This is a genomic window from Paenibacillus sp. WLX1005, assembly GCF_046603685.1.
Lineage (GTDB): Bacteria > Bacillota > Bacilli > Paenibacillales > Paenibacillaceae > Saccharibacillus.
On sequence record NZ_CP176756.1, the window covers coordinates 3549918 to 3576321 of the forward strand.

General features: G+C 48.0%; 23 protein-coding genes. 2 read left to right on the top strand and 21 right to left on the bottom strand.

The annotated features are described in order from the left end of the window. Positions 1-81: 81 nt before the first annotated feature. From ACE3MZ_RS15160 to ACE3MZ_RS15170, 3 genes are read right to left on the bottom strand one after another with little or no spacing between them, the layout of a single operon-like run. Positions 82-1311 (bottom strand): endonuclease Q family protein, encoded by a 1230-nt coding sequence (locus tag ACE3MZ_RS15160; protein WP_411342986.1) that lies wholly within the window; start codon positions 1309-1311, stop codon positions 82-84. Positions 1312-1319: 8 nt separating this feature from the next. Then, complete coding sequence (locus tag ACE3MZ_RS15165; RefSeq protein ID WP_411342987.1) at positions 1320-1895, bottom strand: NUDIX domain-containing protein; 576 nt, start codon at positions 1893-1895, stop codon at positions 1320-1322. A 60-nt stretch (positions 1896-1955) separates the two neighbouring features. Further along, positions 1956-3089: a M20/M25/M40 family metallo-hydrolase gene (locus ACE3MZ_RS15170; protein WP_411342988.1), complete on the bottom strand. Its 1134-nt coding sequence runs from the start codon at positions 3087-3089 to the stop codon at positions 1956-1958. A gap of 273 nt (positions 3090-3362) precedes the next feature. On the opposite strand from ACE3MZ_RS15170, the gene prli42 reads away from it, so the two are divergent. After that, a complete protein-coding gene (prli42, locus tag ACE3MZ_RS15175; RefSeq protein WP_411342989.1) occupies positions 3363-3458 on the top strand; it encodes a stressosome-associated protein Prli42 in 96 nt (31 codons plus the stop codon). Here prli42 and lipB read toward each other — a convergent pair. The 18 genes from lipB to ACE3MZ_RS15265 form a co-directional block, all read right to left on the bottom strand. Continuing rightward, positions 3453-4145 (bottom strand): lipoyl(octanoyl) transferase LipB, encoded by a 693-nt coding sequence (gene lipB, locus ACE3MZ_RS15180; protein WP_411342990.1) that lies wholly within the window; start codon positions 4143-4145, stop codon positions 3453-3455. The two genes, prli42 and lipB, sit on opposite strands and share 6 nt — an antisense overlap. Before the next feature lie 172 nt (positions 4146-4317). Next, complete coding sequence (locus tag ACE3MZ_RS15185; protein ID WP_411342991.1) at positions 4318-5733, bottom strand: dihydrolipoamide acetyltransferase family protein; 1416 nt, start codon at positions 5731-5733, stop codon at positions 4318-4320. A gap of 155 nt (positions 5734-5888) precedes the next feature. Beyond that, positions 5889-6872, bottom strand: a complete 984-nt coding sequence (locus tag ACE3MZ_RS15190) for an alpha-ketoacid dehydrogenase subunit beta (RefSeq protein ID WP_411342992.1) — start codon at positions 6870-6872, stop codon at positions 5889-5891. Continuing rightward, positions 6872-7900, bottom strand: coding sequence for a thiamine pyrophosphate-dependent dehydrogenase E1 component subunit alpha (locus tag ACE3MZ_RS15195; RefSeq protein ID WP_411342993.1), 1029 nt, complete (start codon positions 7898-7900; stop codon positions 6872-6874). The genes ACE3MZ_RS15190 and ACE3MZ_RS15195 overlap by 1 nt, the downstream gene beginning before the upstream one ends. Positions 7901-8235: 335 nt before the next feature. Then, the gene (gene lpdA / locus ACE3MZ_RS15200) at positions 8236-9654 is read right to left on the bottom strand and encodes a dihydrolipoyl dehydrogenase (RefSeq protein WP_411342994.1); all 1419 of its coding nucleotides are present in this window, start codon (positions 9652-9654) and stop codon (positions 8236-8238) included. A 184-nt stretch (positions 9655-9838) separates the two neighbouring features. Then, positions 9839-10054 carry a hypothetical protein gene (locus tag ACE3MZ_RS15205; protein WP_411342995.1) on the bottom strand — a complete coding sequence of 72 codons (216 nt, stop codon included), beginning with the start codon at positions 10052-10054 and terminating at the stop codon, positions 9839-9841. Between the two features lie 154 nt (positions 10055-10208). Beyond that, positions 10209-11402, bottom strand: coding sequence for a glycoside hydrolase family 88 protein (locus ACE3MZ_RS15210; protein WP_411342996.1), 1194 nt, complete (start codon positions 11400-11402; stop codon positions 10209-10211). Then, positions 11399-13009, bottom strand: coding sequence for a response regulator (locus ACE3MZ_RS15215; RefSeq protein WP_411342997.1), 1611 nt, complete (start codon positions 13007-13009; stop codon positions 11399-11401). The genes ACE3MZ_RS15210 and ACE3MZ_RS15215 overlap by 4 nt, the downstream gene beginning before the upstream one ends. Continuing rightward, the gene (locus tag ACE3MZ_RS15220) at positions 13002-14987 is read right to left on the bottom strand and encodes a sensor histidine kinase (protein ID WP_411342998.1); all 1986 of its coding nucleotides are present in this window, start codon (positions 14985-14987) and stop codon (positions 13002-13004) included. The genes ACE3MZ_RS15215 and ACE3MZ_RS15220 overlap by 8 nt, the downstream gene beginning before the upstream one ends. Positions 14988-15274: 287 nt before the next feature. Continuing rightward, on the bottom strand, positions 15275-16663 hold the full coding sequence (locus ACE3MZ_RS15225) for an ABC transporter substrate-binding protein (RefSeq protein ID WP_411342999.1): 1389 nt from the start codon (positions 16661-16663) through the stop codon (positions 15275-15277). A gap of 150 nt (positions 16664-16813) precedes the next feature. Continuing rightward, positions 16814-17602 carry a carbohydrate ABC transporter permease gene (locus ACE3MZ_RS15230; protein ID WP_411346808.1) on the bottom strand — a complete coding sequence of 263 codons (789 nt, stop codon included), beginning with the start codon at positions 17600-17602 and terminating at the stop codon, positions 16814-16816. A 496-nt stretch (positions 17603-18098) separates the two neighbouring features. Continuing rightward, complete coding sequence (locus ACE3MZ_RS15235; RefSeq protein WP_411343000.1) at positions 18099-19034, bottom strand: carbohydrate ABC transporter permease; 936 nt, start codon at positions 19032-19034, stop codon at positions 18099-18101. A gap of 553 nt (positions 19035-19587) precedes the next feature. Continuing rightward, positions 19588-20070, bottom strand: coding sequence for a GNAT family N-acetyltransferase (locus ACE3MZ_RS15240; RefSeq protein WP_411343001.1), 483 nt, complete (start codon positions 20068-20070; stop codon positions 19588-19590). Between the two features lie 116 nt (positions 20071-20186). After that, positions 20187-21236: a threonine aldolase family protein gene (locus tag ACE3MZ_RS15245; RefSeq protein ID WP_411343002.1), complete on the bottom strand. Its 1050-nt coding sequence runs from the start codon at positions 21234-21236 to the stop codon at positions 20187-20189. Next, positions 21223-21684: a MarR family winged helix-turn-helix transcriptional regulator gene (locus ACE3MZ_RS15250; RefSeq protein ID WP_411343003.1), complete on the bottom strand. Its 462-nt coding sequence runs from the start codon at positions 21682-21684 to the stop codon at positions 21223-21225. The genes ACE3MZ_RS15245 and ACE3MZ_RS15250 overlap by 14 nt, the downstream gene beginning before the upstream one ends. A gap of 378 nt (positions 21685-22062) precedes the next feature. After that, positions 22063-22602 carry a VanZ family protein gene (locus ACE3MZ_RS15255; protein WP_411343004.1) on the bottom strand — a complete coding sequence of 180 codons (540 nt, stop codon included), beginning with the start codon at positions 22600-22602 and terminating at the stop codon, positions 22063-22065. A gap of 375 nt (positions 22603-22977) precedes the next feature. Next, on the bottom strand, positions 22978-23463 hold the full coding sequence (locus ACE3MZ_RS15260; protein ID WP_411343005.1) for a hypothetical protein: 486 nt from the start codon (positions 23461-23463) through the stop codon (positions 22978-22980). A 269-nt stretch (positions 23464-23732) separates the two neighbouring features. Further along, a complete protein-coding gene (locus tag ACE3MZ_RS15265) occupies positions 23733-24167 on the bottom strand; it encodes a hypothetical protein (protein WP_411343006.1) in 435 nt (144 codons plus the stop codon). Between the two features lie 1066 nt (positions 24168-25233). On the opposite strand from ACE3MZ_RS15265, the gene ACE3MZ_RS15270 reads away from it, so the two are divergent. Further along, positions 25234-26103: a helix-turn-helix domain-containing protein gene (locus tag ACE3MZ_RS15270; protein WP_411343007.1), complete on the top strand. Its 870-nt coding sequence runs from the start codon at positions 25234-25236 to the stop codon at positions 26101-26103. Positions 26104-26404 lie beyond the last annotated feature (301 nt).

The following is a 26404-nucleotide window of genomic DNA, read 5'->3' on the forward strand; positions in this document are numbered from 1 at the left end:
ATTTGAAATATGCGATTCAAATTAAAGCACTTCTTATATTATAACGATAGCTTTATTTCTCTAATCCATTTCAGGGAATATTTACCCTTTGACGACCTTTCCGTAGGTTCCGCCGCCTCCGGCACTTAGGGTGAGTGTGCCGGTTCTTGCTTGGTGGATGTAGTCTGCGATTTCGGTACCGACGATGGTGGTGAGGTCGGTCGTTGATGTATTGTGCAGGATGTCCATCTCGGTGCCGAAGGCGTCCAGCAGGCGGTTCATTTTGGCGGAACCGAGGCCCGGGATGAAGGCTAGTGGTACTTGATAACGGTATGGCGGTCGGCTGGACGGTGGCTGTGGGTTAGGACGGTCAGCGATGTTCAAGACGCGGTCGAGAACGCCGACAGTCAACTTGGTGCTACCACAATACGGGCAGCGTTCCAGCGCCGCTTCTGGCTCGTGAATGATATGCTCGCAGTTCATGCAGTAGGTGCGGTGGTATTTGCCAAGACGCGGGTCAAGTCCATAATTGGCCTCGATATGGCGTCCGTTTGTACCGCGTAGCACCTGCACCAGCTCGTCGAAGCTGGCTTCTTGCATCTGCATGACATTATACTCGCGACCGATTTTGCCAAGGGAATGGGCATCGGAATTCGTTAGCAGCGGGTAGGCATCCAGTTCGCTGATATAGCCTGCCATTTCGGTATCGGCGCTTAATCCCAGCTCGCCGCCATCGATCTGCTCCAAATTAAGTACATGCTCCATTCGATCGGTGACGCTGCCGTAAATGCCTTTGTGCGGGGTAAACATATGCGCAGGCATGAACAGACCGCCACGCTGCTTCACCTGCTGCTGCAATTCGCGATAACTGGTATACAGACGCTGCGAGCTGAGCTGAAGATTCTTCATATGCTTGCCCATCCATTGTGCGAAGTCGTCCATCATCTTCAGATCGCGAAAATAAACTAGCACATGTGCTTCTTGATAGCCCGGCTCACGAATTTCGATCTCGGAGCCGAGCAGAATGGTCGTATCGCGATACCGAATACCGCCGCCCGGAATTTCGCTCATCTCACCACTGGAGATCAGATTACGAATATCCTGACGAACACCGGGCGAGTGGCAGTCGATAATACCGATCAGGTTGATGCCCTTGTGTAAGGACGCTTCACGGGCGATATTCGCAAAGGTCAGATTGCGACTGCCGCTGATCTTAACCGGCTGCCCGTCTTCGCTGCGACCGATATGAATATGCAGATCTGTGTAAATGCGCTGCAAACCTGTGGAAGCATCCCCAGTGGAGTCTAGTTGTCTGGTTTGCTTGTTCATCATGTTATCCTTCACTGTCCAAGCTTGCCGCCAAGTTTGATCAGCTGCCATGCTTGTACTGCCATGATCGTTTTTGCATCGCTGATTTGTTGATTGGCAATTTGCTCGTATGCCTGTTCCAGCGTGATTGTGCTCATTTCCAGAAATTCATCCTCATCCAGCTTTGCTTCGCCTTCGATCAGCTCGTCTGCCAGATACAGATGAATCAGCTCATCCGCAAAGCCCGGCGATGTATAGAAGGAAAATAACAGCTTCAGCTCTTTGGCTTCATATCCGGTTTCTTCCTTCAACTCACGCGCGATAGCATCCTTTGGATCTTCGCCGATTTCCAGTTTGCCTGCTGGAATCTCCACCTGCGTGCGTCCAAGCGGCTGACGGAACTGCTCAACGACGATCATTTTATCGTTATGAATTGCCAGTACAGCGACTGCGCCGTTATGACGAATGATCTCGCGTTTGCTTGTTTCGCCGTTAGGCAGTTGTACGGTATCGACTTGCAGCTTGATCACTTTGCCGTCAAAAATCTTTTCGGTGGACAGTGTAATTTCGTCCAATGCGGGGTTTGGTGTATGTTTGGAATTTGTCATAATGAGCCTCCTGAACAAGTATAGTGTATGCCTTATCGTGAATGGCGATGCGCATAACGTTTATGCTTTGACTTTGGCTGTTTCCTGTACAATCTCGATAACAAGACGTGCAGCGTTGATCAGATCGTCGCGGTGAATACGCTCGCTTGTTGTATGAATATGTTCGTAGCCTACTGCCAGATTCGCGGTCGGCACGCCCATCCCATTGAAAATGTTGGCATCACTGCCACCGCCGGTATGGAAAATATCATTCGGCAGACCGAGGTTGGCGGATGCGCGCTGAGCGAGTGCCACCACTTCATCATCAGCTGTAAATTTGTAGCCCGGATAGACGATCACACTTTGGAAATGTGCCTTGGCGCCAAAATCAGCACATGTACTTTCTAACGATGCTTGCATTGCTTCCAATTGAGTCACAACTTTCTCGTGTACTAGACTGCGCGCTTCCGCTTCCAGACGAGCATAATCGCACACGACATTGGTTGCGCCGCCACCTTCGAATTTACCGATATTGGCAGTTGTTTCGTGGTCGATGCGTCCTAGCTTCATACGGGAGATTGCTTTGCCTGCTACTTGAATGGCACTGATGCCGTCTTCTGGATTCACACCAGCATGTGCAGATTTGCCGTAGATTTCCATCACGACACGTGCTTGTGTTGGTGCCGCTACAGCAATCGTACCAACTGCTCCGTTACAATCCAGTGCATAGCCAAATTCGGCATCCAGCAGCGACGAATCCATCGCGCGTGCGCCCATCAGCCCGGATTCTTCACCAGCAGTGATGACAAATTGAATCTGACCGTGCGGAATGTTTTGCTCACTCAATACACGCGCCATTTCGAATAATGCAGCTACACCAGCTTTGTCATCTGCGCCGAGAATCGTCTCACCAGCACTGCTGATCCAGCCCTGTTCATCCATAACTGGCTGAATACCGATGCCCGGTTTTACTGTATCCATATGCGTCGTGAAGAAGATTTTTGGGAAAGGCTGCTCTGTATTCGGCGCCAGCGTTGCAATCAGATTACCTGCACCGTGCCCTGTTTTTGCCGCGGATTCGTCTTCCACGACGGTAAAGCCGAGCGCAATCAGCTTCTCAGTCAGCACATCGGCGATCACACGCTCCTGCTTCGTTTCGCTGTCGATCTGTACAAGCTCCATAAATTCTTCGATCAGTCTGTTTTGTGATACCACAACAATTCGCCCCTTTAATCTATATACAATTTCGATAGTGAATCCGACCGGATGTAGGATAAGAGATACATCTACACGCCGTTATCGTGTTATATCAGAGCTGACATAAGGATGATAAACCTCTTTGCAAATGGGCATGGGAATAGGTATGATAACAGAGATACGCCTTTACGCGGAGAACAAGTATGTTCTCTTGCGAACAAACAAGTATGTTCTCTTAGCGAACAGGTATGCATCTGTATATTATTTACCAATTGGCAAAGGAGTCCCGTTATGCAACAGAAAAAATGGTTTAAAGTGTTCGTTTATGTCATGCTGATCGCGCTGGTCGGATCGGTTATTTTCTCCCTCGTTCAGCCGTTTCTATAGAAGGCTGTCCCACACCGGCTGCTCATAGCCAAAATGACGCACAAAATGCGGTACTATATCCTCAGCCACCTGACGGATATCATATGCGCGGCCGGTCATATCCTCTAACGATGTTACCCCGTATTGCTCAATGCCACACGGAATAATGCCGCTGAACCCTTCATGTTGAATCCCTGAAGTTACATTAAAAGCAAAACCGTGACTCGTAATAAAGCCTTTGCGATTGCGGCATTTGTTGAACTTAATGCCGATCGCGGCAATTTTCAGATCACCGATCCAGACACCGGTGTATTCTTCTTTGCGTCCCGCTTGAATGCCCTGCTCGGCAAGATAATCAATGATAACCTGCTCCAATGTGCGCAAGTACGTGTGCGGGTCCATGCCTTTGGCAATATCAAGCAGCAAAATCGGATAACCGACCAATTGCCCCGGACCGTGATATGTAATGTCCCCGCCACGGTCAATTTGAAAAACGGCAATGCCGCGTTCCTTCAACTCTTCCTCGCTCCATAACAAATGCTCTGGATGGCGCTGTGAGCCAATCGTGTACGTCGGCGGATGCTGAAGCAGCAATAGCTGTTCGTCCAGCTCTCCCTGATCAATGTGCTGCACCAGTTCCTTTTGTCTGTCCCATGCTGACGCATATTCCATCAAAGGAGTATAAGAAACGTGAATGGACCTGCTCATGCTGAAACACTCCCTCCCCATCGTTAACCTCAATTGCGGAATTTGAAGAAAACATAAGCAAAAGGTCGACAAAACCGTATGGCTGTCAACCTTCTGCATATGCGTATTCCGCTGCGTATTCACTTTATTTAATGTACCGCATTCCCTCATGCAATACAACTTTGAACGTGGATCAGTACAGCTTCGTATCCATGCTGTAGCCTTCGAGATTGTCTTTTACCCGTTGCAGGAAACGACCGCTGATGACGCCGTCCAGAATCCGGTGATCCAGCGACATACATAGATTCACCATCGAACGGACACCGATCATATCGTTGATTACAACTGGACGCTTCACAATCGATTCAAACGTCAGAATCGCTGCCTGCGGATAGTTGATAATCGGATACGATAGTACCGAACCGAAGGAACCTGTATTGTTCACGGTAAAGGTACCACCCTGCATATCGTCCAATTTCAGCTTACCGTCACGGGTACGACGTGCCAGATCGTCGATCTCATGTGCAAGCCCGGCGATATTTTTCTGATCAGCACGCTGGATGACTGGCGTCATAACAGAATCCTCGGTGCCGACAGCGAGTGAGACGTTGATATCGCGTTTTACGATAATTTTGTCGACTGCCCAGACGGAATTGACGATGGGATAGTCTTTGATCGCGTTCACGACTGCCTTGATCAGGAATGGCAGATAGGTTAGAGTAATGCCTTCGCTGCGTTTGAATTCATCTTTGAGCTTGTTGCGTAGCATAACGAGATTCGTTACATCCACTTCGATCATCGTCCACGCATGCGGAATTTCCGATACGCTCTGACGCATATTGCGAGCAATCGCATTACGCAGCGGGGTTACGTCGATCATATGCTCGCCGCGTCCCGGTGCAGATTCGCTCTGTTCCAGTTCGATCTTCGGAATGGCAGGCGTTTCGCTCAAATGGATACCCGAATTACGAACCGCATAATCAGTTGCAGACGGTGTCTGAGCAGCAAACGATGGAGCTGGTTGTGTAGAAGTTGCTGCTTGTTGCTGATTGGCGGCAGGTGCAGAACCTGCTACGGCGCTACCATTTTCCACGGCTTTGAGCACATCGCGACGAGTTACACGTCCGCCAGCGCCAGTGCCTTGAATCAGCGACAAATCCAGTCCGTGCTGACCAGCCAGCGTTTGTACAGCTGGAGAATAACGTCCCGCCATAGCGCCAGATGCAGATGGAGCGTCAGTACGCTGTGGTGTCGGTGCAGACGATGCAGCCACTGTCGGTTGCGCTGCTTGCGGTGTAGATGGGGAAGCTGGTACCGTCGGTTGAGTTGCCTGCGGCGGATCCGCTGGCGCTTCACCTTCCACGTGAATGCGGCAAATGATCTCGCCAACAGCGACTTCCTGACCTTCTGCCGCCAGCAATTCACCCATGATGCCCTCCATTACGGATGGGATCTCAGCATTTACTTTATCGGTAATCACTTCACAGATCGGTTCATACTGGTCGACCGGATCGCCGGGCTGCTTGAGCCATTTGGCGATGGTTGCGGATACGAGCGATTCCGCCAGTTGCGGCATCGCGATATCAGTCGGTTTTCCTTGTTGAGACATTATTTTCACTCCTGAAAATTGCCGGTCACCCTGTAGATGAACCGGCAATTTATTTTGGTTGTTGTTGCGTACTACATGTTGCATATTACATAAGATGGCACGGACAGGCGGTTCAACCTTCCGCTGCCATTGGATGATGCAGATATGATCTATTTTTAGAAAAGAGCAAGATCGCGCATGGCGGCTTTCACTTTATCTTTGTTCAGCATATACGCTTTTTCCTGCGGTGGATTGATCGGCATTGCCGGTGCATCCGGTCCTGCCAGACGGCGAATCGGTGCATCCAGATCGAACAGGCATTCCTCGGCGATAATGGCAGCCACTTCGCCGCCAACACCGCCAGTCAGATTGTCCTCATGCACGATCAGCACTTTACCCGTACGACGAGCCGCATCGATAATGCCCTGACGGTCAATCGGCTGAATGGTACGCAGATCCAGTACATGACTAGTAATGCCTTCCTGCTCCAGTTCCTCAGCAGCTTGCATGATGAAATGCAGGGGCAGACTGTAGCTGATTACGGTAATATCGTCGCCTTCGCGCAGCACATTGGCTTTGCCGATTGGCACGACATAATCATCCTCTGGCACATCACCTTTGATCAGCTTATAGCATTTTTTATTTTCAAAAAAGAGTACTGGGTCTGGATCGCGAACGGCTGCTTTGAGCAATCCTTTCGCATCGTAGGCGGAGAATGGAGCAACGATCTTTAATCCAGCAGTTCCGAAGAACACCGACTCCATACATTGCGAGTGGTATAGACCGCCGAAAATACCGCCACCGATCGGTGCGCGTACGACCAGCGGACAGCTCCAGTCGTTGTTAGAGCGATAACGAATTTTCGCCGCTTCGCTGATAATCTGGTTCGTTGCTGGCAGCATAAAGTCGGAGTATTGCATCTCAGCAATCGGCTTCATGCCGTACATTGCCGCACCGATGGCTACACCGGCAATCGCGGATTCCGACAACGGCGTATCCATCACACGATCTTCGCCGTACAGCTCTTGCAATCCTTTGGTCGTCGTGAATACGCCGCCTTTGACACCGACATCTTCACCGAGTACGAATACATTCTCGTCCAGCGCCATCTCTTCTTTCATCGCCAGACGAATCGCATCAATATATTCCATCATTGCCATTACTGTGCATCCTCCCCGTCACCTGCAAATACATGCAGCAGTGTGTCTTCCGCGCGTGGATAAGGGGCGTTGTCCGCGTATTCGGTCGCTTCCTTCATGATCTGCGTGCATTCCTTTTGCAGCTCTTGATCTTGCTCTTCGGTCCAAATGCCGCAATCTAGCAAATATTGCTTGTAGCGCGGTACGCCGTCTTTTTTCCAGTTTGCGTCTACTTCTTCCTTCGTCCGGTATGCCAGATCGTTATCAGAAGTGGAATGTGGAGCCAAGCGGTAAACCATCGATTCGATCAGTGTTGGACCTTCGCCGTTCATCGCACGCTCACGGGCTTCCTTGACCGCCGCGTACACTTCCAGCACATCGTTGCCGTCTACGCGTAGACCGGGGAAGCCGTAACCAAGTGCACGGTCGCTAACTTTACCGCTCAATTGCTTGTGCAGCGGTACCGAGATTGCGTACTGGTTATTTTCACACATGATGATTACCGGCAGTTTATGTACACCGGCAAAGTTACAGCCTTCGTGGAAGTCGCCCTGATTGCTGGAACCTTCACCAAACGTGACGAAGGATACCAATTTCTGCTTCTTCATCTTGGCGGCAAGTGCGACGCCAACAGCGTGCGGTACTTGCGTCGTTACCGGACTAGAGCCAGTTACAATGCGCAGACGCTTGCTGCCAAAGTGACCTGGCATCTGACGTCCACCGCTGTTCGGGTCTTCCGCTTTGGCGAATGCCGATAACATCAGTTCGCGAGCAGTCATACCAACAGACAGTACAAATCCGTAATCGCGATAGTATGGCAGGAAATAGTCTTGATCCCGATCCAGTGCAAATGCTGCACCAACCTGAGTCGCTTCCTGTCCAACACCGGATACGTGGAAATTAATTTTACCAGCGCGTTGCAGCAGCAGACAACGTTCGTCAAACTTACGCGCCATCATCATATATCGATACAGTTCAATCGCCTGTTCGTTGCTCAGCCCGAGCTGTTCATGCCGGGTTTGCTGGTCAATAGTACCTTTTGCTTTCATCACAGGTACCTCCTTCATCAATAGCGAAGCCGTCATGCGGCTTCCTGGCTGTGTGGATTATGCTTCATCCGATTAGGATGCACGTTGCCTTTTGCCTGTATAGGTTAAGGGTACACTTCTGTCTCTCCATTCGCAAATGGTGCTGCTCTATCTGCATGTGTGACGCAGTATATAACCGGATACCATGCAGTGTATACGTCATCATTGGCGCTTGTCTTAAAACCTGGTACTAAGACTTAGGTACAACCCTATTATAAGCATACTTTCTGACAAAAGAAAAGATGGATTTGTCCATTCCACAGAATGGGCAGTCCATCTTTTACAATTTGTTGAATTTACATACCAGTCGCTTTGCCATCGACTGCCAGCATCGCTTCGCCCATAATCTCAGCAAGCGTCGGATGCGCATGCACCGTTTGTCCAACTTCCCATGGCGTAGCATCAAGGAACTGTGCCAGTGCCGCTTCGCTAATCAGATCTGTTGCTTGTGGACCGATAATCTGCACACCAAGCAGATCGTCGGTTTGTGCATCGGCAATCACTTTGACAAAGCCATCGCTCTCGCCGTGAACAAGTGCCTTGCCGATTGCTTTGAACGGGAATTTGCCGATTTTGACAGTTTTGCCTTGCGCTTCTGCTTGTGCTGCGGTAATGCCAACACTTGCTACTTCTGGACGAGTATATACACAGCGCGATACTTGATCAGCGTCATAATGCACAGGTTCGCCAGACAGGTGATGCACAGCGGCGATCCCTTCATGACTAGCAGCATGGGCGAGCTGCAATCCGCCAATCACATCGCCAATTGCATAAATATGCGCTTCGCTCGTCTGCATATTGGCATTGACTTTGATAAACCCGTTCTCCACCTGAATATCCGTATTAGCAAGACCGATCGTCTCCACGTTCGCACGGCGACCGACCGATACTAGCATCTGCGATGACGTTAGAGTGATAGTCTCTTCCTTATGCAGCATATCGATGGACAATTCGCCATCGCCGGGACGATATGTATCCAGTTGCAGCGCTGCTCCGGTGTAAATGGTTACGCCACGCTTCTCCAGCAAACGACGCAGCTCGCGTGCCACTTCTTCATCCTCCAATGGCAAAATCTGCGGTGCCGCTTCAACAACCGTTACCTGCACGCCAAAGTCATTCAGCATCGATGCCCACTCCATACCGATTACGCCGCCACCTACGATCAGAATCGATGCCGGCAATTGCTCCAATTGCAGCGCATGATCGCTGTTCAGAATCAACTGTCCGTCCGCTTCCAGACCGGGCAGATCGCGTGGACGCGAACCGGTAGCGATGATTAGATTTTTGGATACAACCGTCTCCATCTCACCATCTTCGAATTCAACCGCTACGGCACCGCTTTGCGGGGAAAAGATGGACGGACCAATCACGCGTCCTTGCCCCTGCACGACACGGATTTTATTTTTGCTCATCAAATATTGCACGCCCTTGTGCAGTTGATCAACAATCCCTTGCTTACGCGCTTGTACGCTAGCGAACTTCAGCGTTACATTATCGGCGGCAACGCCATAATGCTCACTGTCCTGCATGAGCGCGAACACTTCGGCACTACGCAGCAGACTTTTGCTCGGAATACAGCCACGGTGCAGACATGTACCACCCAATTTGTCTTGCTCGATAATCACGACATCCTTGCCGAGTTGGGCTGCGCGAATCGCCGCCACATATCCTCCGGTGCCGCCTCCTAGAATAGCTACATCACAATTTATCGTCATCGTTGAGTCACTCTCTTTTCAAAATTTAAAATAAAGTACTTGTTAACATGCTGTATCTCTAATGCTTGTATAGAAACACTTGTTTATCGTAAATCCAGACACCGGCAATATTCAAGTCCTAACATTTCATCGACTTGCAGACTTGTAGTATAGTCACCGTAGCTTTTGTCTAGATATCGCTAGTCTACTCGTATAACGCATCCTTCAAACGAGTGGACATTTTCGGCTTTTTGCTGTTATTTGCCTTCACAAGTGCACTGCGCAGTCGCTGATTCTCGGCGCGTAGTGTCTGCACCGTTTCCAGCAGATGACGCACTGCCTGCTCATCATCCGGGCTAAGCCGTTCTTGACGCAGCAATGCCTCCACGTCTTCGATCCATTGCTGGTGCTGTTCATTCATAACTGGTTCCTCCCTGGTGAATGTGGACATAGACGGCAAAACAGAGATAAACCAGGCGCAGTAGGCCCGGTTTATCATTCGCGTCCGTATGTTCAGATGATCCCACACCTCTGTTTCTATAGTTCCACAATGCCCAGCAAGCGTCAAGCGACAGTTATGTGTGCAGCTGCAAGCCCGGTGTTAACAATCCCTGTCCACCATGCAGCTTCACCAGCGCCTCGGTAAAAAAGTAATCTCCATAAATGATCGGCATCTGCGTATGCCGCTGCTCCATATCCGGTACATATCCGCCTGTAATCAGCCCTTCTTCTCCGGCATGCCGCGTCGAATACTGCTCATACAACCCATCTATCCAGATCGATGCGATTCGCTGCAATCGGCGTCGCTCCGATTTGATCACATAATTCGATAGCTCAAGTAGACCGCTGGCAGCGATTGCCGTTGCTGAAGAATCGCTGAGATGTTGCTGCTCCGCTGGCGCACGAAAGTCCCAGCAGGGCACAATCCGTTCCTCCATTTGTTCCAAGAAAAAGTCAGCAATCCGCCGTGCCAGCTCCAAATAGCGTGTCTTGGCAGTATATGCATACGACAACGTAAACCCGTATAATGCCCACGCCGTTCCTCGCGCCCATGCCGAACCGACATGATGAGCGTGACCCGCATGCTCGCGCTGTCGTTGCCCGGTATTATGATCGAACTCTACCACATGACAGACCGATCCATCCTGCCGCACCAGCTCACGCGCCACCGTATCCGCATGCGCCATTGCCAGCGCGCGATAACGCGGATCACCGGTTTGCAGCGATGCCCAGTATAACAGCGGCAGATTCATTAGACTGTCAATTACCGTAACCCCGCGCGTATCCATCAGCGCCGATTCAAAATTCCACGCCCGCAAATATCCACCCCGCACATTAAATCGCCCTGCCAACAAATTAGCAGCAAGCAAGCTACGACGACGCGCTTCCAGATCACCGGTCTGCTCATAATTTGCCACTCCGCTCAGTAACCAGCTCAAGCCGAGATTGTGATCCACTTGCTCAGGATGGTGCAGGCAGCGCTCCAACTGCTGCTCACAGCTTCGTGCCCAGCGCAGTAATGATTGATTCTGTTCGATCTGCTGCTGATCCAATGTACGCATCAATTTCCTAATATCATATCGCTGAACTAACCATAACAAGCCCGGCCAGAAGCCGGCTGTCCACCATTCTGGCGTACAACGATCATACCGGCCATGCTGGGCAATATGTGGGAAATGATCGCGAATGACTGGTGCTTGTGCTCGGATTGTATCCATTGTCCATGTCCATATTTCGCCGGAGCTTTGCATGCCAGCCGCGGCATTCATCCCTGTTCCCCTTTGCTTTTGACAGGAGATTGACCGGTGTACAGCTTATATAATTTCAGAAAATAGCTTTTATACTGATATCCTAGCATCCGTGCCACTTCCTCAACCGTGCCTTCGCCCGACGAGATCCATTCCTGCGCACGCTCCATTTTGACACGAGTGACGTATTCGATAAATGTCTCACCCGTCTCGCGCTTGAACAGCCGGCTAAAATAACTGTGATTCAGATGTAGCTCATCGGCAACCTCCTCCAGCTTGACTAGCCGATGCATATGTTGCTCCACATAACTGCGCGCCCGGAAAATCTCCGGTCGGCAATCCGGCTGCCCAGCCCAGCTACGTGCCCGTTCTGCCAGCGCAACGAATGTACTATCTAGCCATTCCTCCAATTCACCCAGATGCCCCACCTCCGACATCTGCCGATGCAGTTGCTCAACTGGAATGGCAAAAGGCTGCCCATACCGTTGCTGCCGCTTGATCTGCCAGTCAATCGCCAGCTTGAGCATGAAGGACTTGACCACCTCCGGGTGATAACATTGCTCCGTCATTTGCCGTAACCAGTTCGCAATCCAGCCGTGAATATCGCCTTCTGGCTGCAACACAGTGGCAAGCGTCTCCGTCACTGCCGGATAATCGGCGAACAACTGACTTTCCTGTCCAAACGCTACCGGAATCGGTGCCCGATACAGCTGTGACGGTTGCAGGTAGAAATAACAATCGCTCTGCTCCTTGAGCAGTATCGACTGGCGGATCAATGGCAACAATCCCGATTGTACCGCTCCAGCGACAGCGATCATTTCCGCTTTGGCGAACTTTTTGACACTGTGCATCATCCGGTAGATCACATCATGCAAAATATGTTCCTGCTCATGATGCGACCGTACAGGTAACGAGATCCAGATATATCCCTCTCCGCCCTGCTGGCTCAAATGAATCGCTCGTCCAGAACCTTCGGCAATCTCCTCCACAATATTCTCCACTGCAAACGACAGTAGTTCCAGATCATGAAAGCGACGCTTACGCTCCGCACTGGCAGTGATCCGATAATACACTGGCACCAGTCCACTTCCATTCCATTCAAATCCAAAGTGCGCCAGTCGCCGAACACCATATGACTCGTCCACTTCACTGCCGGATAACAATTCATCAGTCAGCTTACGCTTGAGCAGCAGCCGATGACGACGATGCTCCTCCTGCAAACGGCGACGTTCACGAGAATCGGATTGCTCACGCTCCAATCGTTCGCAGATTTCCTTGAGCACATGCTCCAATTGCCCCGCGGTCAGATTCTCCTTTAGCAAATAATCTTTGACACCCAGCTTCACCGCTTGCTGTGCATATGCAAATTCGCCATGACACGAAATGATGACCGACTGCAAGGATGGTTGCTGCTGCTTGATCTGTGTAATCAGCTCAATCCCGTTCATCTCCGGCATGCCAATATCGGTTACGACGATATCGACTCCATGCTGCTGCGCGTACAGAAGCGCTTCCCGCGATCCACTGAAGCAGCCCTTCAATTCCAGACCTAACGACTCCCACTGCACCGACTTGGACAAATAATTCAAGACCGGTCGATTATCATCAACGATCATTACGCTATACATCCTGTTTCTCCTCCTTGTCATTCGATAATGCTGTCTCTGCGTCCGTATCGGTAGCTATAGACGATTCGGAATCCATATCAGCCTGAGTCGTAGTATGGATACCGTTCCCAGACGAATGCAACGGAATGCCTAGCACGATGCCCGTGCCTTCGCCTGGATGACTATCCACCTGAATCTGCACCTGATTACCATAGATCATGTACAGACGACGCACCACATTGGTCAAACCGATACCGGAAATGCCTGTACGATTGTGTGGCGATGTCTGGTTCAGATGTTGTTCGAACGCTGCCCCTTCCTCTTGCGATGTCATAGCTTCTACTTCCGATTGCAATGTATAATCTGTCGGTGCAAACAAATCGGAATCGTCAAAAACATCAGTATCCGCAGGCTCCCCTAACAAAGCGAGCTTTGCCCGGACTGCCTGCAACCGCTTCTCATCCATGCCTTCACCACTGTCGCGCACTTCGATATGCAGAAACTGCCCTGCCACCCATGATTGAATCCACAAAATGCCGCCATACCGAGATAGCCCGTGCTGATACGCATTCTCCACGAGCGGCTGGATAATGAAGCGCGGCAGCATCACTTCCAGCGATTCTGGCTGCACATCCATCTCCAATCGTACGCGTGTATCGCGCTGAAAATCGATCAACCGTACATAATGACGCACCGTCTCCATCTCCTCGCGTACCGGGATCATCTCGTTGCCACGATTGATCGTCATGCGTAGCAGCGAAGAGAGCGACCCAAGCAACTCGGCAGCTTCTTCTGAGCCTTTGAGCAGCAGATCCATACGAATCGCACCCAGAATATTGAACAGAAAATGCGGGTTGATCTGCGCTTGCAGCATATCCAGTTCAGCACGCCTGCGTTCGCTCTGCTCGCGTTCCACCTGTGTAATCATATTCTCCACCCGATCCAGCATATCGTCGAGCGATTGACCGAGTAGCCCCGCTTCATCCTCACCGCGAATGCCAGAACGTAGATGCAAATGCTCGTTGTCGATCTTGCGTACTACCTTCACGAGTCGGGCAATTGGCTGTGTCAATCGGGCGATGCCCAGCATGAGCAGTAGCAGAAATAACAGCACGACAACCGCCTGCACCAGATTTGTCACCTGATAGATTCGGTTAATCTTTTGCGCCGCCGCACCATATGGCACTAACCCTTCTAATCGCCAACCGGAGACGGACATATCGCGCTCGACCTCCACCAGATCGCTGCGTCCATTTTTTACCGTATCAAAATCTTTGCCGATCATGCCGTCATCATTGTGCGAAATGATCCGGTTGTCCGATCCGACCACCATCATCTGAATGGTGGAGCTGTATTTGCTCAGCACTTCTTTGAGCCGCTGCTCATCCATACTAATCACTACATAGCCATACGGCTTCCCTGACAAAATACGCAAACTTCGCGCCACGGACAACATATACGGATGCTGTCTCGCATCGGCTCCCTGCTGGCTAATATACGCTGGATGCAGCCAGAAATTCAGCCGCCCTCCAGCTGCAAACTGCTCGCTATGAACAATACTACTCATATTTAGCCCATCAATCCGGTACTGATCTGATTGAAAATTGCTATAGATCATCTTGCCATCGCCCGTCCACACAGAAATGTACACCGGCTCACCCGCATACGATAGATTGTCCAGCTTACGCATCACATCAGACACTTCCGTCTGTCCGACATAGACGCCGCTTTGCCGATATTTAAGCGACAGATTCAATTCATTGTCTAGATATAGATAATTGGAAATGTAGATCAGACGGTTGATCTGATCGGTCAAATAGAGATTCGCCGCATCGAGCGAGTTGCCCGCATTCTGGATAACCGTTTCTTTCATCATATCTTTGGTCAGCCAGCTTGATAGCAGCGAACCTGCCCCGATCGTCAGCAACAGACAGCAGGCAACTGCCACAATCAGCTTGCTGCGCAGTGATACCGGTCGCCATCCGTGCCACTTGTTCATCCCGTCCGCCTCATTTCCATAGTGATTCGTAGTTTCAATGATTCGATGGTTCGGTAATACTTCGTTTTTAATATGCTCTCATGCTTGCTCTGTGTCATACTTTGATTTTGTAAACGATACTGAGATGCGCTCTGTGAATGTGTATCTCTATTATATTGTTTCCGCTTACATTATAAATGGGATATATCGTAAAACGGAACAACGGCGCGTCAATATGCTGAACGCGCCGCAGCCGAATGGTCTGTTACCGTATTGCCTATACGAATGATGAGTGTATCTGGTATTCGTCAATTGCGGTTGGCGTCAATAATCTGCTGCACAATCGCTTTGCTGTTAGTAATCGTTGTATTCAAGTCCTGCTTCTGCAAAATATACTTTTCAAACTCTGCATTCACTTCGGATTCGATCTCCGACAGATACGGAACCGCAGGCGGTTTGTTGATGCCCTGACTCACTTTGAAAGTCGCAGTCAGTGAATCGAGATCGACCTGTTCTGGATGCGTACCGTTGTTAACGATCGTTTCCAGCTCCTTGCTGACATCTGCCTTTTTCCAAGATGAGATGTCTGTGCCTTGCGCTTGCAAGCCTTCGGTAGTCATCCAGCGAATAAACTGGAAGGCGGTATCTTGTTGCTGGGAACCGGCACCAATGCCGTAATAATCGTAGTCATTGCTTGTGTAAATGGTTTTGTCAGCAGCATTATTTTTCGGATACGGAGCTACCGCCACCTTAAAGTCCGGTGCCGATTCGGCAGTACCTGAGATCGTCGAGTTCATCCAGCTGCCCATCACCAGCATGCTCGCTGCACCGCTCAGGAATTGGTCGCGGTAATTCAGCTTCTGGGAAATCGCATCGCTGTATGGCACTGCCGAATGATCGGTATGCTCAGCATCGTAACGCAGCTGGAACGAATTACGCAGGTTCGGATCATCCATATTCGATGTGCCATCGGCTTTGAGATAGCTATTGTTCTCTGGCTGGTTCAGCAGCTCCAGCAACGTCTGCGATGCCCATGTGTGGAAATATACGCCATAGTAGCTATGGTCAGGAGCAGTCAGCTTTTTCGCATATTCGCGGAATTCATCCCACGTCCAATCGGTCGGTACTTTCAGCCCTGCTTTGTCCAGACGGTCTTTGTTCAGCAATACATACGTAATGGAACGTTTACCCGGAATGGCATAGCGTACATTGTCGACCGGGAAATCTGCCAAATATTCATCCCCGTAATTAAAATCGATCAGATCGTCCAGTGGTGCAAACATACCCATATCGACCCGCTGTGCGTAGGTCATCGCATTGTTGACCATCACCACGTCGATATTGTCACCGGAACCAGCAGCCAGATCGAGCTTTTTGATATATTCGTCGGTATCACCTTTGGTAGATAGACCGACGTACTGGATATCAATATCAGGATGTGCCTTTTGCCAGGCAGCGTAGACTTTATCCCAATTGAATTGTTCTTTTGTATACCAAGTGTAAAAGGTAATCGTCTTCTTCCCGTCTGCTCCGGTGGTGGCGCTTTGTGACTTGCCGCAGCCTGCCAGCACCAGCATGATACAGAGAAAGATCAGCAGTGCCGAACGGCGCGATAAACGGTGCAAAGATGTTCTGATAGTAGACGCCTGCCCTGCTGTATTATCAGGATGTGCAGATGTATGTGAGTTGGATGTCATAATGATCCCCTTTCGATTGGCAGTGTAGATTATGTGATCAAATGCTTTTATTTTAACTATGATTGGCGATGCTACACCGGTATGAAGTGTCGGTATGCCATTTTATCCCATGCAAGATGCATACCGATAACGAATGCACACCAGATACAGTTAACCCTTGACTCCGCCCAGTGCGATACCGCCAATAACATGTTTCTGTGCCAGCAAGAACACAATCAACAGCGGCAAAATCGCCGAACATGTTCCAGCCATAATGAGCGAGTAAAATTCCCCAGTTGCATCAGCGAATCGATTAATACCTAGTTGCACCGTAAATAGCTCTGGCGAACGTAAAAAGATCAGCGGTGCCTGATAATCATTCCATGTCCAGATAAACCGTAAAATCGCATACGTCGCAATAAACGGCTGCACGAGCGGCAACGCAATCTGGGCAAAAATGCGTGCATGTCCAGCTCCGTCGATTTTGGCGGATTCGATAAACTCCGTATGAATCGACATAAACGCCTGCCGCAGCATAAACGTACCTAGTGCACTAAACGATTCCAGTAGCACCAGTCCGATATGCGTATCAAACAATCCGAGACTGCGATACATAATAAACTGCGGTACGAGCAGCGCCTGCCCTGGAATCATAAAGGTCAGCAGCACTACGATAAACAACGTATCCCGACCGCGAAATTGAATTTTGGAAAAGGCATACGCTGCCATTGCGGAGGTGATGACGGAGATCAGAATAGTCAGCACAGATACTTTGATAGAGTTCCAGTAATACAGCACAAATGGTGGATCACCGAACCAAACGGTACGATAGTTCTCAATGGCGTTCCACGTCTGTGGAATCCACTGCACCGGATACTTGAACACATCCGCTTCCGGCTTGAACGAAGCGGACAGCATCCAGATGAATGGCAGTAGAAAAATGACGCCTATGATCAGCATGATAACGGTTATAATTATTTTCGTCAAAGACCATTTGATAGCAGGTCGGCTCTTGCTTTTGGGCGGTATGGCGCGTGCAGGAGCCGGAATTGGATTGAGCGGGTTGTCCAAGAGTAGCACCTTCCTTTCAGATGGATTGTGGTGGGTGGATGTGCTTGTTGCAGGGTGCGCTGCGGGAAGGGATTAGGGAACGCGACTCCGGTGGAACATGAGGAATCTATGAATTGGAAGTAAAGGTTGATTCCTCACGTTCCAAAGTCGCCCTTTTCCCTAATTCCCTTCCCTCCGCTCCGTGCAAATGCATCATGCCACTCTCACACGGTGAGGAGCAGTTTTTTTGTGATTGGAGCAAGGTTGAAAGAATGCGGTTAGTATTGTGTATTGATGTGATTTGAGATTATTTTGGGTTTGGTGTTGTTTACTTTTTTTTGAACTCATTTAGCTTGAGTGTGTGATGTGAATGCTTTGTAGTTCATTTCTTTTATGGATGAACTTGTTAGTAGTTGACCCATTTTTTTTGACCCCAGAATTGCAGGATGGTGATGAGTAGGATGACGGCGAATAGGAAGACGGATTCGGCGGCGGCGTAGCCCATTTTTAGGTTGATGAATGCTTGGTCGTAGATTTCGTAGACCATGACGTTGGTGGACTTGGCGGGACCGCCTTGGGTGAGTACGGCGATCAGGTCGAATGTTTTGAATGAATAGATGACGCCGGTGATCAGTAGGAAAAAGGTTGTTGGCGACAGCATTGGAACGGTGATCGAGCGAAATTGACGCAATTTGGATGCACCGTCGATTTCGGCGGCTTCGTACAGATCTTTTGGAATGGATTGTAGACCTGCTAAGTATACGATCATGTTGAAGCCGATGGATGTCCAGACGCTGATCAGCATGATCGATGGCAATGCGTATGATGTATCGGCGAGCCATTTGGGTGGATTCTCAATGCCGAGTGACATCAGGAAATGATTGACCGGTCCTTGCGATGGGTGGAACAGGATCTGGAATACGATCGCTACTGCCACTACGCTGGATATGTAGGGCATAAAGTAGATGACTTTGAAAAAGCTTTTAAAATAAACCAGTTCATCTACTACAATCGCCACGATTAGCGATACGAACAGTGTGACCGGAACGGCAATGAGCAGCTTCAGATTGTTCAGCAGCGATACGAAGAACGTCGTATCTTGAAACAGATGACGGAAGTTGTCCAGTCCGACCATCTCCACCCCACTCAATCCTTGAATAAAATTCCATTTGGTCAAACTAACGAAAAAGAGCGAGATCATCGGAATCAAAATAAATACAGTCAAACCGAGCAGCATCGGCGCGGCGAACAAATAACCAGCCAGCGTTTCTTTCGTCCTGACTGACAGCCACGAACGCGAACCGGCTGCTTTGGATGAAGCTGTGGATGCGGAACGCTCCATCGCGGGCACCTCCCTGATTCCTGTCTGCCAGCCGCGGACTGGTACAGGAATATGATATGTGACTTCTGCTGTTATTGTATCGTTTGGCAGAAATGGGGATAAGCAACAGATATGACTGGTTTGGAGACAAATCTTACTTGTTGGGGAAATGGGATGGAGATGGGGGAACGCTACGGGAAGGGATTAGGGGGCGGGACTCGGGTGGAGGCACGAGAATCTACGGATTAGGAGAACTGGTAGATTCTCGCACCTCCAAATTCGTCCCTTCCCCTAATTCCCTTCCCTCCGCTCCGAGCATCTCGCATCTTTTCCGGTGGGGGCGGGGGTAGAAAAACAGAAAAAGGTGTGGTTTGAATTGAGGTTTAATGTGCATTTGAATGGGTGTAGATTGGTTATTATGATGGATATGAGTGTTAGATCGTTTTAGATCGTATTGGATCGGTTTAGATGATTTTGGAGTGTATGTAATGGAAAAAAGCCCCGTCCATGATAACGTTGGGTTACTTATCATGGACGGGGCTTCTGATTGTAGATGGACATTCGTTGTATTTACTTACTGTGCAAGGTCTTTTACGTACCATGCGTCGCAGGCGCCGTGTTCGGTGTCTGGGAAGGGGGTTTCTAGTTGGCGGAAGCCAAATTTAAGGTAAAGGGTGTTGGCAGCTTCCAGCGATTGGAATGTTTCGAGATAGCAGAATTTATAATGTTCTGCGGCGAAGGTTAGTGCCGTTTGCATCAGTTGTTTGGCGATCCCTTGACCTTGAGCTGCGGGTGTAAGGTATAATTTTTGCAATTCGCAGACGTCAGCATTGGCACCAAATGGACCGATGCCTGCACCGCCAAGAACTTCATCGTTATCATTGACAGCTACCCAGTATTTGGCGTTGGGGTGCTGCTGATAGTATTCGGCAAGGCTACCCAATTGCGGATCAAAGTAGGCGGTGCCGGGCAGATTGAGGTTGAAGGATTCCAGTGAGCGTTTGATGATGCTCTCAATGGCGTTGTTATCTTTCGGTTGGATTTCACGTATATTCATGCGCACAGCCCTCCTCTTTTGCATAATCATTGTATAGCGAATGGTACATGTATGATTTGAGACGGTATCCCATTGCAAATGGTGTGACGTACTGTTGCAGGCTATAGTTCAGGACTCTATTTTACTTGCTGTTCCAGCGCTTCAATATCCCGCACCAGCTCATCGACCTGTGCTGGATTCGTTGCCCAGCTCGTACAGAAGCGAATAACGCTATGCGTCTCATCGACCTTTTCCCAGAATGAAAAGGAATATTTAACACGCAATTGTTCCAATAGACGATCAGGTACAATCGGGAATTGCTGGTTGGTGCTAGAATCGTAACGGAACGTAAAGCCGCGACTAACAAAGGCATCACGGATGCGCAGCGCTTGCTGTACGGCGTGCTGCGACACCTCCAAATACAATCCGTCTTCAAACAGCGTTTCGAACTGGATACCAAGAATGCGCCCTTTGGCAAGCATGCCACCACGTTGCTTGATAAAATAACGAAAATCCTTTTTCAGCGCATCCTTCACGATCACAACCGCTTCACCCATGAATGCACCAACTTTGGTACCACCGATATAAAAGACATCGCACAGTTTCGCCAGCTGCGGCAAAGACACGTCATTGTCCGGCGAAGCAAGCGCATACCCAAGACGCGCACCGTCAATAAATAGTGGCAGCCCACTGTCGCGACATACCTCATACAGTGCCTCCAGCTCAGCGCGACTATAGATCGTTCCATTCTCCGTCGGTTGGGAAATGTACACCATACCTGGCTGTACAATATGCTCGTGAGTCACATCGTTCCAATGATCGTCATACGTTTGTTGCACCTGAGCAGCAGTGATTTTACCATCGTCGCTAGGCAAAGTGATCACCTTATGCCCCGTTGCTTCAATCGCGCCCGTTTCATGCACAGCAATATGCCCGGATACCGCAGCGACTACGCCTTGATGCGGTCTAAGAATAGCAGAAATGACCGTCGTATTCGTCTGTGTACCTCCAACGAGGAATTGTACCTCTGCATGTTCATTCTCGCAGGCATGTCGAATATATTGTCTGGCACGTTCGCAATATTCATCCATGCCATAACCGCTCGTCTGCTCCATATTCGTTTGTACCATCTTCTGTATAATGCGCTCATGTGCGCCTTCGGTATAGTCACTCTCAAATCGTATCATGTTCCATCCGCTCCAATTGGTCTAATTTATGTTCAATCTCTCGCATTGATGCATGCAGCTGTATTAGCTCCTGCTCAGGTAAAGCATGAAACAAGCGAATAATCTGCTCATCGGATTTGTCATTTAACTCGTTGTACAATTGCTGCCCTTTCGCTGTCAAACGAAGCAGGCTGACGCGCTGATCGTCCTTGGACGGCTGGCGCGATAGAATCTGCAATTTGACCAAGCGATTAATGATGCGGCTCATATAACTGCGGTCAATATTGAGACTATTTACTAATGTATTGGCGATACATGGCTCCATCATCCCAATCTCAACCACGACACGCGCCTCAGCAAATGAATATCCGCTATCCAATACATGGCTGTTCAGCACGCCAAGTGTATTCGTATACCGGCGGTTAAAACGGCGAATATCCGCAATCATATTGTCGTCCACATGAATCACTCCCTTATAGCTGCCATTCCATTAGTGGACTTCGTCCACAATCAAGCTGTATGTATCATAAAATTATTTGTGGACATTGTCAACAAAGTTAAATCATTATTATACATAGCCTGTACGAAACAGTACCGATCCATCTCGCTGTATATATTTCTTATCTACTAGTGTTGTTGATCTCGCTGTCCATCATCCTGTGTACGTTTATCATTATTGCGATTATGCTCGCCTCATTCATCACATGTTGCATATCCAATGATCAAACCCACATTCAAATACAAAAAAGACAGGCTTTATCTGCCTATCTTCCACACGATCTACTATATGATTTATTATTTGTATTCTATAATCCATTATTTCTATTCTGGAACTCTCATGCCATGATTATGCAAATCGCAACCCCTGCTTTTGGCTGCGTCGCTTCCGAATCAGAGCATAGATCAAAACGACCAACACAATACCAATCGCATCAATCAATGTATCTGCAAAATGCCCGGTACGTCCTGTAATAAACGTCTGATGCCACTCATCACTACAAGCATAGATGTAAGCGATGATTCCACCCCACACTAGAGGCTGGTACGTAGAACGCATCCATTGACTTAATAAGCGAATCAGCAAAAACGTCAATACAGCAAACTCACTCACATGCCCGCCTTTGCGTATAAAAAACTCCCAAAAATCGTACGGCTGCTGTCCGCTCACAGTGTACCCGTCATACGTAAACTCTAGCGATGGTGTGAATGCCGCTAATGATGGCTCCGCAATCCACGATGCCAGCAACGGCTTCATATCCTGCTCCTGATATGGCTGATTCGACATTGCAAAAATAAATGCCATCCATCCTAGTGTCAACAATAACCAGATGATCAACGGTACGATACGCGGACGTCGATCGTGATAAGACGAATGCGTCGATAACATATCGCATCCTCCTTCCAACTGTTCATCATGCACATGAATTGTCCATCCCCAAAGGACATCGTATCCTGCACATTTCGCTTGCAATATCACGTAATTGCGAAATGTATTCAGCTATCCATTCCTGTACATGTATACAACTCTATACGGTAGATGACCGCTACATATGTACGCAAATCACATACACTACCCCTAGTTTCTGTTGACTCCTTCTTCCGTGGACTGTCCGTATCCGCTCGCCTCATAATAACCTAACTTATTAAGTCAAAAATTGCTACCAGAATGAAAACAGTCTGTCTACGTCATGCCGAATACATGCGCAGTGTTATCTAATAAACCGGCAGTAAGGTAGCAGTCATAGTACAGACTGTCGCTATATTATTCAATCGGAGCGCGTTCCACAAAATATTTGTTGGTCATATAAAACGCTTCACCGCGAGAAGTTTCTACTTTGCCTTTTTTCGGGTCCAAAAAGACGATTTCTTTACATTTGGTACAATACCATTTGGTCCGCATAAACGGCGAATCCGTTGTATAAGCGGTGCCACATTTGCAATCCACTTTGATTAGAATCTCGTTTTGCTTGTACGCACTGCTCAGATGTTCCTCTTCTTCCGGTTGCTGATTAGGTACGATTACACGCTGGTAATCAGAGAATTGATTCTGTACTTTGAAATCGGCAACCAGCTCTGGATTCAAACCAAAAAATTCTTTGCCTATACTGGTTACATAACGAGTATTCGTTCTGTAGCTTTCCAGCCATTCTTCAATCTGCTGGTTGGATAAAGGCACAGTGCCCTTGATTCCGCTGTTCAAGGTGTAAGTCATGATGTGCAACGCGTCACTCTGTTTGCTTGAGTACATTAGAAACCTCCTCTTTCTTCAAAAGCTAATGTACTACAAAATATCATTTTAATCAAAGCGTGAATTTAACTAAAATTCCATGTTATTCAATTCGCAATCAGCTTTGATTGTATTCAGGATATTTGGCAGTCTGGCATGGAAGGTCAATGGGAACGTATATTCATCAAGTGCGTAATCCCATCTCCAACGTCTCATCAGCTTTGTTCATTTTTATAAAAATCAATCATGATTCACATGCTGTTTATTTACGGTTAGGTTATGATGCTTAATTATATAAGGTCGCCTGTATCCACTGTCCAGTTTATCTCATTGCGGCGAAGCCAGAGCTGTACAGCATCGTGCAAATGGAGCGCAAATTGTTTCTTCTCTACCTCATTCACCCTGCAAAAATGATCCACCAGATGATACTTTTCAATCCAGCCATTCAGATCTGCAAAACCGATATGCTTGATCATATGACACTGGAAGCACAGGGATTGAAAGCCGGTCAGATGCTGAATCTCGTGTTGCTCATCAAATGCCCACATTTCATGACAGTGCAGTTTATGTATGTCATGTCCTTTCTTGCGTCCGCAGATGACACAGGCATATCCGTCACGTCGCTGAATTGCCTGACTGAGCTTCTTCCACCGGTATGGAGTAAGACGGCTACGCACATTCACATTCATCGTAGGTAAGGGAATCAATTCAATTTGTAGTTTCATGGCTATATCCTCAAAATTAATGCGGTTAAACTTTTACGTACAGACATGCTATTGTACACTGAATATGCAAGGTCGTCCAATCTATCAATGCACAACCCTCACAACCACCCTATTTTCTTCATTTTTACCAGATAATACATGTTATTATTGTACTGTATTTAATAGGGATTATACATGAAATCGATAAAATTTCACCTGTTATTTGTGCGTTTATGCAAATTTCCCGAAAGTTCAGGTCTCATTGCCTACAGATGTTCATGTTTCAACGGAGTACTAACATCGAGATTAAATTTTTTCTTTTTATTGTAAATAGCACTAGATGTTTATGTAAACCTATGCTAAACTATCCCCATACAGAAAGGAGGTGCGTCAACATCAATAATCACATGTTGAACGCGTCCTTTACCCAAACCGAGGTTCTGGTGTAAGAACCAGAATTTCCGGTCGGCGCGGGATGCGGTCAGTTTCAAAATAGCGCCATCTGGGTTAGAAAGGTCACCTGCGGGTGGCCTTTTTATTTTGTCTTTTTACGGATCATATGGATGGAATAGATAGGGACCGGTTCCATTTTCCAAATCTAAATCCATTTCCATATGATTACATCCCCTGAATACATTTCAAAAAGCGATCCCACTTTGCCGAAACGATACACCACCTGTACTGTCTATGCTATACCGCGAAGTGACTTGGTATTCTATTTATTTGTTTCGGCATCAAAACTGCAATTACATCATCCTGTTATTCATATTGCATATCTGGTAAAACAGTTGTTTAATCCTGTTTCTTCCTATTAATATGGATTTCATAATTGTCCCTTCACACCTCTCATTTCATTATCGTTTTCCTCTTTTCATCCTTCTTGCTTACTTCCTTTTTCAAATACATTTACAAAAAAAATAAAAAACAACAGATGAAGTGTACATGAATGAATTGATAAATTTAAAGATAACGCTTACAATTTAGTTATGCTTTTAACGGGTAACTGATTCAATTACTGTTGTATTGGAATAAGGAGTCTAGCTGACTTCGGTATTCCGCATGCTACCTATGCAGGAGGAAGATCATTATGATGAGTTACTGGGAAAAAGCATCACATGCATGGACAGAAGATTCAACTCGCCTTATACTCACGCCGTCTTCTACTGCACAGGCCTACTACTTTTACGTTCAGGAAATCGGGCATTTGAAGACGTCCGCGCCGTTTGCTACTGATCGCGAGCATCTACATTCCTATCTCATTTTGTATACATTATCTGGACGTGGCAAATTACGTTATCATGGTCAGCAGTACACGCTGACGACAGGCGACCTGTTCTTTATTCAATGTAGCGAGCCGCATCGTTATGAGACACTGCCCAATGAAGAATGGGAGTTTCTGTGGCTGCATGTGCGTGGTGTAGCGATGGATGGTTATTATGGGCCATTTAGCCAGCGTCAATTGCCGGTATGTCATCCTGCTGAGCATTCAGCTATACCAGAGCTCATGAATCGATTGTTGAATGTACAGACACCCCGTAATAACAAAACCGAGCTGATTAGCTCACAGCTGATCGTGCAGTTGTTGACTGAGATTTTGCTTACTTCTATTTATGCAGGCGAAAAGCATAATGGCATCCCTGCACCGATTCTAGATTTGCAATCTTATCTGGAAAAGCATTATACCGAACCGATCACATTGGACGATCTAGCAAAAAAATATGCTACCAATAAGTTTCAACTGAGTCGTGATTTCAAGCAGCATATTGGATTGCCCCCGATTGAGTACCTGATCAATATCCGCATCAATGCTGCCAAAAACATGCTTCGGTATTCCGACAAAAGCATTCAGCAGATCGCAAGCGAAGTCGGCATTTATAATGTGTCGCATTTTATCAATCTGTTCAAAGCACGAGTCGATTGTACGCCATTAGCGTATCGAAAAGAATGGACACATTGATGCAAGCACATAATATTGGGCATCAAGCAAATGAATAAATGAACGAATGGACGATTATAAACGAATAAAAGATCATGAACGAACAGAAGATATGGGTAGAGATGTAGGAAATCATATAATTCTGCGGATGTGTAGAGAATAGTATAATTTCACTTTTTGCTTTTTGTCTTCTACTCTTCTATCTTTTATCTTCCACTTTCTACCTTCTATCTTCTACTTTCTATCGTGTAGTAATTGACTGCCACAAAATATATACAAAAAGTCGTTTCCCAACTTGCTCTGCTGATTAGCTTCAGATCAG